This is a genomic window from Wolbachia endosymbiont of Drosophila nikananu (genome assembly GCF_028981865.1).
Taxonomy (GTDB): domain Bacteria; phylum Pseudomonadota; class Alphaproteobacteria; order Rickettsiales; family Anaplasmataceae; genus Wolbachia; species Wolbachia pipientis_B.
Genome location: NZ_JAPQLL010000010.1, coordinates 1 through 9420 on the forward strand (window position 1 = coordinate 1; position 9420 = coordinate 9420).

The window sequence follows — 9420 nt, forward strand, 5'->3', positions numbered from 1 at the left end:
ATCAAGTCTGTATTCAAGAATGGCTTCTTCTTTGCGTAGATCCATTATTCTTTCTTCGTAAGCTACTAAATCTTTTTCGTCCCAACGAAACTTGTCTAATTCATCATATGCTAGCTTTATTATTGGCGCTTTTTCTGCTATCTCTTTTAAGTCCTCTTCTGTTGTTTCTTCTGCGTATTTAAAAAAGAAACACCACCTTTCTACTATACTTTCTAACTGCTCTACTTTACTTTTTGAAAATTTTGGTAATTCTATAAAGATAAATTGAAAATCTTTTAAGTAATGGCCGTTAGTTTTTATATCACGTATATTATGAGTAGAGATATAATCAACTTCTTCAGGAAGTAAGTTACAATTTGATATAGCAATAAAGAAGACTTTCTTTAAATCAATGTAGTTGCCAGATTTATCTAATTGTCTTGAGTAGGCTTTAGCGGCATATAATTGAGCGCGTTTTTCGAAGCCCTTGTCTCTAGCGAGCTGCATTTCTGCTATATATCTATTTCCGTGAGAATCCTTGCAGAGAACATCAACAATACTTTGTTTATCAGAGGCAACTTCGGGATCCATAATAGTGCTAAGAAACTCAACTTCTTGTATTGCATTTATCTCAGTAAACCCTAAAATATCGTTCAAAAAGTGGATCAGGATATTCTTATTTTTTTCCGTTCCAAAGATTTTTTTGAAACACAAATCATTGCGAGGATCGAGAAATTTTGAAAGAGCCATGGCAAAAATGCTTGAAAATATTAACAATTATACACTATTATTAACAATTATTCAACCATATTTTTGAAGATATAGCTAAAGTGGCTTAGGTTTGCCTACAATTTGAAAAACCGTCATTCTGCTACTCGTTAGCGGAATCTATGCTGAGATACCGCGGCGGTATGACGTAGGGAAACCTTTCTTGAGTTAGCTATAGCTATGCCGCCGTGGCGCTAATACGTAGCGGAATGACGGTTTTTCAAATTGTCGTAAGTCAGTTTAGCTATAGGCAGCAATTTTCTGTGTTTATTTTAAATTGAAGAAAGCTCAAATGAAAGATCGTGCTTTGCTAAAAATCACAGAATGCAGTCTGGTTACAAATAAACTATTTTGATAGTTAATGTGGTCTAGTTTTGACGTATGGACTATCCAAAGAAAAGGGTGGTATCATAACCTCAAAAATTTTTATGCTTTCTTCGTTCAGAAATTCATACTTACCCTGCATTACTCCTGACGGTGCATTTAAGTATGTTCCACTTGTGTATTTAAATACCTCTCCAGATCTTATCACAGGTTGTTCTCCGATAACACCAACTCCGGCAATTTCATTTATTTTTCCCTTATAATCTATTATTTGCCAATGACGACTTAATAATTGAATAGTTGATTGGCTTTTGTTTTTTATCTTAACGTTATACATCCATACATAGCAATTTTCATAAGGAATGGATTGCTCTTCAATATAAATTGGCAAAACTGTAACTTCAACAAAGTTGGTAGTTAGTGTGTACTCTATCATTATAGAATATTCATGATAAAAAGATAGTACTTTAATTATATACTTTTTTCATAGATTTTTCAAGTATACTTTAATTAGGAAATATCAATTTATAGTATGAATGAACCAGATGCACTTAGCAAAAAAGTAATAGGAATAATAGGTGGTGGACAATTAGGTAAAATGACTGCTATCGCTGCAACAAAACTTGGACAAAAAACACATGTTTTTGCCAGTGCTAAGGACGATCCGGCTTGCTCTGTTGCTGATGATTTCACAATAGCAGATTTCTCTGATAAGAAAGCGCTTGAATCTTTTGCACAGAGTGTGGATTTGGTCACTATTGAGTCTGAAAATATTCCATGTAGTGCAATTGATATCGATGTAAATTTTTATCCGGGTAAAAAAGCGTTACACATTGCGCAAAATAGGCTTAGAGAGAAAGATTTCATTAGAAGCTTGAGTATAAAAACTGCTGAATACAAAAGTATACAAAATTATAATGAGCTATTAGAAAGCAGTAGAGCTTTTGGCTATCCAACAAGGCTGAAAACAACAGAAATGGGTTACGATGGAAAAGGGCAATATGTGCTTGAGAATGATTCTGAAGTGAAGCAATTTGCTTCCTTTGATTGGAATACAGAGTACATACTTGAAGCAAGTGTTGATTTACTGAAAGAGGTTTCAATAGTCATTGCAAGAGATAAAAACGGTAAAGTAGCTTTTTTTCCTATAGCAGAAAATTACCACGTTGATGGAATACTTGATACTTCAACAGTGCCAGCTAAAATAGATAGCAAATTAACTCAAGAGGTACAACGAGCTGCAAAGAAAATAGCAAATGCGCTCGATGTAATAGGAATTCTGGCTATTGAATTTTTTGTTACTAAAGATAACGAATTGTTAGTTAATGAACTAGCTCCAAGACCTCACAATTCTTGCCACTGGAGCTTGGATGCATGTAACGTTAGTCAATTTGAACAGCTGGTTAGGATAATATGCGGGCTACCTATGCAGGAAGTAGTGTTACGCTTTCCTTGTATGACGAAAAATATAATAGGTAATGATATATATGATTCTCATAACTATTTGAGCAACGAAAAAGCTAGTTTAACCATATATGGGAAAAAAGAGGTTAGAGGTAAGCGTAAAATGGGACATGTCAATATAGATTTAAGTTATTGAGTCTCTCTTATTAGAATCTCAAGAATCTGCACTATATTTAATGCTGCGCCTTTGCGCAGATTATCAGCCACTATCCACATATTTAATCCGTGTTCAACAGTATTGTCTCTTCTAATACGCGATACATATACAGCATTCTCCTGTACAACATCAATTTGAGTGATGTATTCACCGTCTTCACGCCTGTTGTACACTAAAACTCCACTATCTTCGGCTTCACTTAGCATTTCACGAGCTTGTTCTTCAGTGATATGTTGATCAAATTCTACATTTACTGCCATAGCGTGACCGATAAAGACGGGTACTCTTACACAAGTTGCAGTAACTTTTATATCTTCCTCTAAAATTTTTTTTGTCTCCTCTTGCATTTTCCATTCCTCTTCTGTAGAACCATTCTCCATGAATTTCCCTATATGGGGAATGCAATTAAACGCTATTTGTTTCGGAAATATCTTAGGCTTTTTAGTCTCATTCATGAAGATTTTTTTTGTCTGGTCATAGAGCTCATCCATTGCTGCTTTGCCTGCACCAGAAGTCGATTGATAAGTTGAAGCAACGATTCTCTTTATTTTTGCTTTCTGGTGTAATAGATGTAGTACTAGCAACATCTGTATTGTAGTACAGTTTGGGTTGGATATTATGTTGTGGTTTTTATATTCCATAATTTTTTCTTTATTAATCTCTGGAATAATGAGCGGCACACCCTCTTTCATTCTAAAATAGGAACTGTTATCTATCACGATGCATCCAGCCTGTGTTGCAATTGGTACATACTTTTCAGAAACATGATATCCAGCACAGAAAATGGCTACATTAGTTCCAACGAAGTCATAATCCTCAAGACATAAAACTGTTAACTCTTTGTCACCAAAACTCACCTTCTTCCCTTCTGATTTTTTCGATGCAAGTGCAATTACAGAATCTATTGCCTCATCTTGAAACTCAGCAAGCGTGCTTAATACCTCACGCCCTACTCTCCCAGTTGCTCCAATAACAGCAATTTTGTATCCCATATAGATGAACCTCTAACTTTAAAGTTCTATTATATTTTGACTGACAAAATTTACAATTGTTTTAATATTTTTACCTTGCAATTAATTGTAATTTAGCTATTATTATGCAATATTAGTAATATTACATAATAAAGTGAAAGATGAATAAAGAATATGATGAAACTAAGGTTAAACCTGCAATGTCTACACCTCAAGAGCCTAAAAGAGCCAATGGATTAAAGGCTCAAAATGTTCTTTCGAAAAAAAGAAAGCCTGCAATAAATTTTGATGATAAAAAATATGGTGTAAAAAACCTTAAAATAGACCAACAGTTCCTAAATAAAAGACAAGAATCTTCAAAGCTAAGAGATTTCTTAAGATCAATACCAATAATAGGGAGATTTTTAGCAAGGATTTTCACATCTGAAAAAATAGAAATCATCAGTAACCCTATATATGACAACATGGAAGCATATGAAAAATCGCAAGCAGGTCACTCCAGTAAGATAAAAGGTGAGATTAGTGTAGATGATGAACACGCAAAAGAAGTAGATAGTAAACTTGAGAAGGGTAATGTTGAACAAGTGGACAATAAGCAAAGTCGTGATCCATAAATATCAATCATTTAAAAATTATCTCTAGCTATAACATTTGCTATACAGAAACTCTGCGATACCAAAATAAATAAAGAGGTACGCCACTTGCGGTGAATAAGCTCGCGATCAGCAAGGTATTCACAGAAGTTTCAAATATTACCCAGCAGCAAAAGGTTGTTGCTATACTGCCAATTAAAAATTTGTAATAGTTTTTCTCCTTTATAATAACCTTAAGAAAAGCAAGACTGCATGCAAGGTAAACAAATAAAAATGAAACTACAGAAAAGTCGATAATCGATGTAATCTGCTGGGCAAAATTGTTGTTTGAGGTGAGAATTAGTAAAACTGAAGTGCCAATGGAGCTGATTGTTATGCCCCAGAAAGGAGAACCGTGCTTGTTTCTTTTAGCAAAGAACTGTGGCATCAGTTTATCTTCAGCAAGGCCAAAAGCAACTTGCCCGCTGGATAAGACCCAAGCGTTTAAGGTACCAATACAAAAAATAAACGCAATTATAGAAATAATCAGGTGCCAATTGCCAGAGGCCATAATTTTTATCGCGTCAACATATGGTGCTCTTGAACTTGCTAAATCATTGCCATTTATTAATCCCATAATTGCAAGATTGTTGACAAAATACACAACAGCAACAGAAATTGTGCCAAGCACTATGGCTCTGGGTATAGTTTTGCCTGGATTATTAACCGAACCAGCTGGTGCTGTTGCCAATTCAACTCCAATAAAACCCCATAGAGTAATAAGTGTAGAGCGGGCAAGAATCTGCGATGTTGTAAGATTTGATATTTCTCCACTTATGGTGAAGTTATTTCTATCAAAAAAAAACAATGCTGCTATAGGTATTACAAGCAATACAGAAATTTTTATAACCGTCAATAAGAACTCAACACGTCCAGCAGTAGCTACTCCTCTAAAATTTGTTAGTGTAATAATTGTGAGTAATAACATCTCTAAAAACAGATGTACGTTTTGAATATCCTCATGGAAAAATGGTGTAAGATAACCAACACCTACAACTATTACAGCTGTTGTGCTAACCCATGAAATCACCCAATATGTCCAACCAACAAAGAAAGCTGCAGCAGGGCCAAAAGCATGCTTTACATAAACGTGAGGACCACCCGTTTCTGGAAATTTTGCGCAGAGTAAGGCAAAAACCAAAGCAAGAGATATAACACCAAGCCCTGATATCACCCAGCTTATAAGACTATAAGCACCATACGGAGCAAGGCTAATTGGGAGCATAAAAATTCCAGAGCCAATTTGACTACTAATCACTAAGGCAAAAATAGTCCAAAAACCTATTTTATTTGACACAATAATTTCTATCTAAATAGATTAATAATATGGCTTAAATTGGAAAACTTCAACGAATAAGTAACTTAACTCGTGTATACAAAAGTTAAATGAGCGTGGACCTGCGGTACCAAAATAAGTACGTAGGTATACTACCTAAAATAAACAAGCTTGAGGTCAATAATGTATTTATAGGAGTCTCGTATATTATCCAGCAGCAAAAGGATACAGCCACACTCCCAATTAAAAATTCGTAATAGTTTTTCTCTTGTATAATAACCTTGAGGAAAGCAAGACTACATGCTAAGTAGATAAATAAAAATGAAACTACAGAGACATCAATAATTGAAGTTACTTGCTTAGCAAAATTTTTGCTTGATGTTAGAATAAGTAAAACTAACACTCCCAGAGTACTGAGTATTATTCCACAAAAAGGAGCATCGTACTTGTTTCTTTTAGTAAAGAATTGTGGCATTAATTTATCTTTTGCAAGGCCTAAAGTCACTTGTCCATCAGCTAAAAACCAAGCATTTAGATTACTCACGGAAACGATAAAAGCAAGAATGGAAATAATAAAATGCCAATTACCTGGAAGCATAATTTTGACTGCGTCAACGTATGGTGCTTTTGAATTTGCTAGGTCGTTACCACTTATTAACCCCATAATTGAAAGACTATTAATAAAATATATAACAGCAACACAGATTGTGCCAAGCACAATGGCTCTTGGTATAGTCTTGGCTGGATTATTGACTGATCCTGCAGGTGCTGTTGCTGATTCAAGGCCAATAAAACACCATAGAGTGAGTAGTGTAGAGCGAGCAAGGACTTGAGACATCGTGAGGGTTGATATTTCCTCACTTGTGATAAAATTATTCCTATCAAAGAAAAACAACGCTGTTACTGGTATTGCAAGCAGTGCAGTAATTTTAATAATTGTTAATAGAAGCTCAACACGGCCAGCAGTAGTTACTCCTCTTAAGTTTATTAGCATAATAGCTAAAATTAATGTTATTTCTAAAAACAAATGTATACTTTGTATATCATTATGAAAAAGTGGAGCTAAATAACCAATACTTGCAACTGTGACAGCTGTTGAGCTAACCCACGAACTTACCCAATACGTCCAACCAACAAAAAAAGCTGCATTGGGGCCAAAAGCATGCTTTACATAAACGTGAGGACCACCCGTTTCTGGAAATTTTGCGCAGAGTAAGGCAAAAACCAAAGCAAGAGATATAGCACCAAGCCCTGATATCACCCAGCTTATAAGGCTATAAGCGCCATATGGAGCAAGGCTAATAGGAAGCATAAAAATTCCAGAGCCAATTTGACTACTAATCACTAAGGCAAAAATAGCCCAAAAACCTATTTTATTTGACACAATAATTTTTATCTAAATAGATTAAGAATATAACTGAAGCTCGGAAATTTCAATCGATCTTTATAAAGAATTGCATTTTTCTCAATTTATTTCTAAAATAGATTATGTTAACAGATGATTAAGAGGGGGTTATGAATCCAAGGTTAAAGAAATTTTTGGTTGTTTGTGGTTTTATTTTATTCTTACTTTTTACTTATTACTATTTAAGTCTTCTCGTCGACTATATCCTTAACCCGATTCTAGTTCGCCCTTGTGAGGACTTAATTAGTAATTTTTATACCTATTTATCTACAAGCACCTCTAGCCCTGCACTAGCATTTTTGGCTACAGGTTTTATTTTTATTGCTGCATTTATTTGTCTGAATAAAATGCTTCTTCCTTTGCAAGAGAAAATCATAAACAACTATAACTCATTTAAAAATGACAACATTGATAGTAATAGCACGTTATTTGAGATTTATAATGATCCGACAATAAAACTAAAGGACAAAATCTTATTCTTCAATATACACTTGATATATTACCTACAGCTTCCGTTTTTGTACGTTGCATCAAAGGTATCAGCTCTACGTAGGTTTCTTATATTTAATTTTGGTTTATTATTGTTAAATTATGCACTGCTAATTCCAGTAGCACTCCTCGAGTTAATAAAGTATCCATTGATAAAGCTCTTCTCGCCTTTGGGTTTGAATGTAAAGCAGCTAAGCTTTTTGTTTAATGTAAGTGATGTGGGTACTGGCAATCAAAGTGTTCATACTAGAAGTTTTCAGCAAAGCGTTATTGCATGTGCCAAAAAATTAAAGGAAGAACATGGTACTCCGTCAGATAAGCTGGATGAAGAGTTTAAAAGTTATATAAGCGGTTTAACAAGTCAGCAAAAACGAATGATAGAACCTTATCTAAGATTGGATGGTTATGAAACTGGGGAGTGGGTAAATTGGGTAGATTCACAAACCGGATTGACATTGATACAGGCTATAAATTTAGTTTTAATTGCGGCAAGAAAGCAAAATGCAGATGTAGAATTATTGAAGTCTATATTACTGGTTCGCTTTGAGGAAAATGATCGCCAATGTGGTCCTGGAATGCTCAACCGTATCATTTATGCATTAAGTGGCCTTGAAGCAGAAAATAATTTTGCAGCTCAATTAGAGCCTCAGATAATAGGAGAGTTGGCCGGTAATGCTACTAAAAGATTTTTTGAGAGATCTGTGGATAAGCATTACTATAAAATAAAAGTTTTGAAAGAAAATTTTGATAATTTGTATTCACTGAGTTCTGGAGTGGATTTGAGCAATGTAAGTGATGAAGTAAAGGACGGAATTTCTTATACAAGAAATGCTATAAAAGAATTTGTGTTTAAGGAATTATATGTAAAGTTTTATAACGACTATGGAGGACATATTAGAAGAGGTGAGATAAAGCAAAGACTAAGGGAATTAATAACAAATGAAGTTGTAGATGCGGCAATATACTCTAAAATAGATGATATAGCAATTCCTCCAGTACCACCTACTTATCTTGAAAGAGTAAAAACATTTTTTGGAGGTCATGCAAGGTCTTCTGCTGCTTAGTGATGGGCTCATGTTATGGCAGAAAATTTTGACTTTAGCTAAAAACCATCTGGCACCTATGGTTTTTTATAGTTTTGTCTTCCCTTTTCTGAATGGTTTGCAAGCTGCTGTAGCTAACCCAAGAAAGGTTTCCCTACGTCATACCGCCGCGGTATCTCATCCGCTAACAAGCAGTGGGATGACGAAGTTATCGTCATCCCACCGCGAACTTCACATCGCCGCAGACCGTCATACCGCCGCAGTATCTCTAGATCCCGCTAACAAGTAGCGGAATGACGATTGTCAAGGTGTCATCCCAGTGCCCTGACTACTTGGATCCAGGAAACTTAACTTTAAATAAGTGGCTGCATAATAAAGACTAGATTCCAGACTGGAATGACACCCTACTTAACCGTCATACCGCGATTCATTCGCGGTATCTCATCCGCTAACAAGAGATCCCGCTAACAAGCAGCGGGATGACGAATTGCTTAACCGTCATTCCGCCGCAGACCGTCATACCACCACGAACCGTCATACCGCGATTCATTCGCGGTATCTCTTGGCCGCTAACTCGTAGCGGGATGACGGTTGTCGTTTAGTTGCAAACATTAAGAAATTTACCAAATGAAAAAGAAGGCAAAAGAAGCCCTGGTCATTGTCTATTTTCAGTATTTGGCGTTTTTTAAGTCTTAAACACTGCAATTTAGCTGCTTTTAAACCGCAACTAACCTTAGCTAAAATGTTTAAGAAATTTACTAAGCAGAAAAAAAGGCAAAGAAATCCCGTGGTAATTAGTGTTTACTCCCTAATCCTGCAAATTGGCGTACTGTACTGTCTTAAACGACTTATAAGCGCGTTTCAGCTTATATAGGCAAAAACCTAGAAATGTTGTGAAGACATAGGATGCAC

Annotated in this window: 8 protein-coding genes; 3 read left to right on the forward strand and 5 right to left on the reverse strand. The window is 35.3% G+C overall.

Features of this window, described 5'->3' with window-relative positions; all coding sequences use genetic code 11:
• Nucleotides 1–729: Rpn family recombination-promoting nuclease/putative transposase (locus tag OZD67_RS00655; protein ID WP_274999624.1), on the reverse strand; the 729-nt coding region annotated here is incomplete at its 3' end.
• 376 nt (nt 730–1105) lie between these two features.
• On the reverse strand, nt 1106–1507 hold the full coding sequence (gene apaG, locus OZD67_RS00660; RefSeq protein WP_182183905.1) for a Co2+/Mg2+ efflux protein ApaG: 402 nt from the start codon (nt 1505–1507) through the stop codon (nt 1106–1108).
• A gap of 96 nt (nt 1508–1603) precedes the next feature.
• On the opposite strand from apaG, the gene OZD67_RS00665 reads away from it, so the two are divergent.
• Nucleotides 1604–2671, forward strand: coding sequence for a 5-(carboxyamino)imidazole ribonucleotide synthase (locus OZD67_RS00665; RefSeq protein ID WP_182183907.1), 1068 nt, complete (start codon nt 1604–1606; stop codon nt 2669–2671).
• On the opposite strand, the gene OZD67_RS00670 is transcribed toward OZD67_RS00665, so the two are convergent.
• Entirely contained in the window at nt 2665–3684 is a 1020-nt protein-coding gene (locus tag OZD67_RS00670) for an aspartate-semialdehyde dehydrogenase (RefSeq protein ID WP_182183909.1), read from the reverse strand. The genes OZD67_RS00665 and OZD67_RS00670 overlap by 7 nt on opposite strands.
• A gap of 140 nt (nt 3685–3824) precedes the next feature.
• Between OZD67_RS00670 and OZD67_RS00675 the strand changes: the two genes are divergently transcribed.
• Nucleotides 3825–4277: a hypothetical protein gene (locus OZD67_RS00675; protein ID WP_182183911.1), complete on the forward strand. Its 453-nt coding sequence runs from the start codon at nt 3825–3827 to the stop codon at nt 4275–4277.
• A 40-nt stretch (nt 4278–4317) separates the two neighbouring features.
• Here OZD67_RS00675 and OZD67_RS00680 read toward each other — a convergent pair whose 3' ends face one another.
• Nucleotides 4318–5592: an APC family permease gene (locus OZD67_RS00680; protein WP_182183912.1), complete on the reverse strand. Its 1275-nt coding sequence runs from the start codon at nt 5590–5592 to the stop codon at nt 4318–4320.
• 85 nt (nt 5593–5677) lie between these two features.
• Nucleotides 5678–6955 carry an APC family permease gene (locus tag OZD67_RS00685; RefSeq protein ID WP_182183914.1) on the reverse strand — a complete coding sequence of 426 codons (1278 nt, stop codon included), beginning with the start codon at nt 6953–6955 and terminating at the stop codon, nt 5678–5680.
• Between the two features lie 131 nt (nt 6956–7086).
• Between OZD67_RS00685 and OZD67_RS00690 the strand changes: the two genes are divergently transcribed.
• Nucleotides 7087–8529 (forward strand): hypothetical protein, encoded by a 1443-nt coding sequence (locus OZD67_RS00690; protein WP_182183916.1) that lies wholly within the window; start codon nt 7087–7089, stop codon nt 8527–8529.
• The last annotated feature ends 891 nt before the right edge of the window (nt 8530–9420 follow it).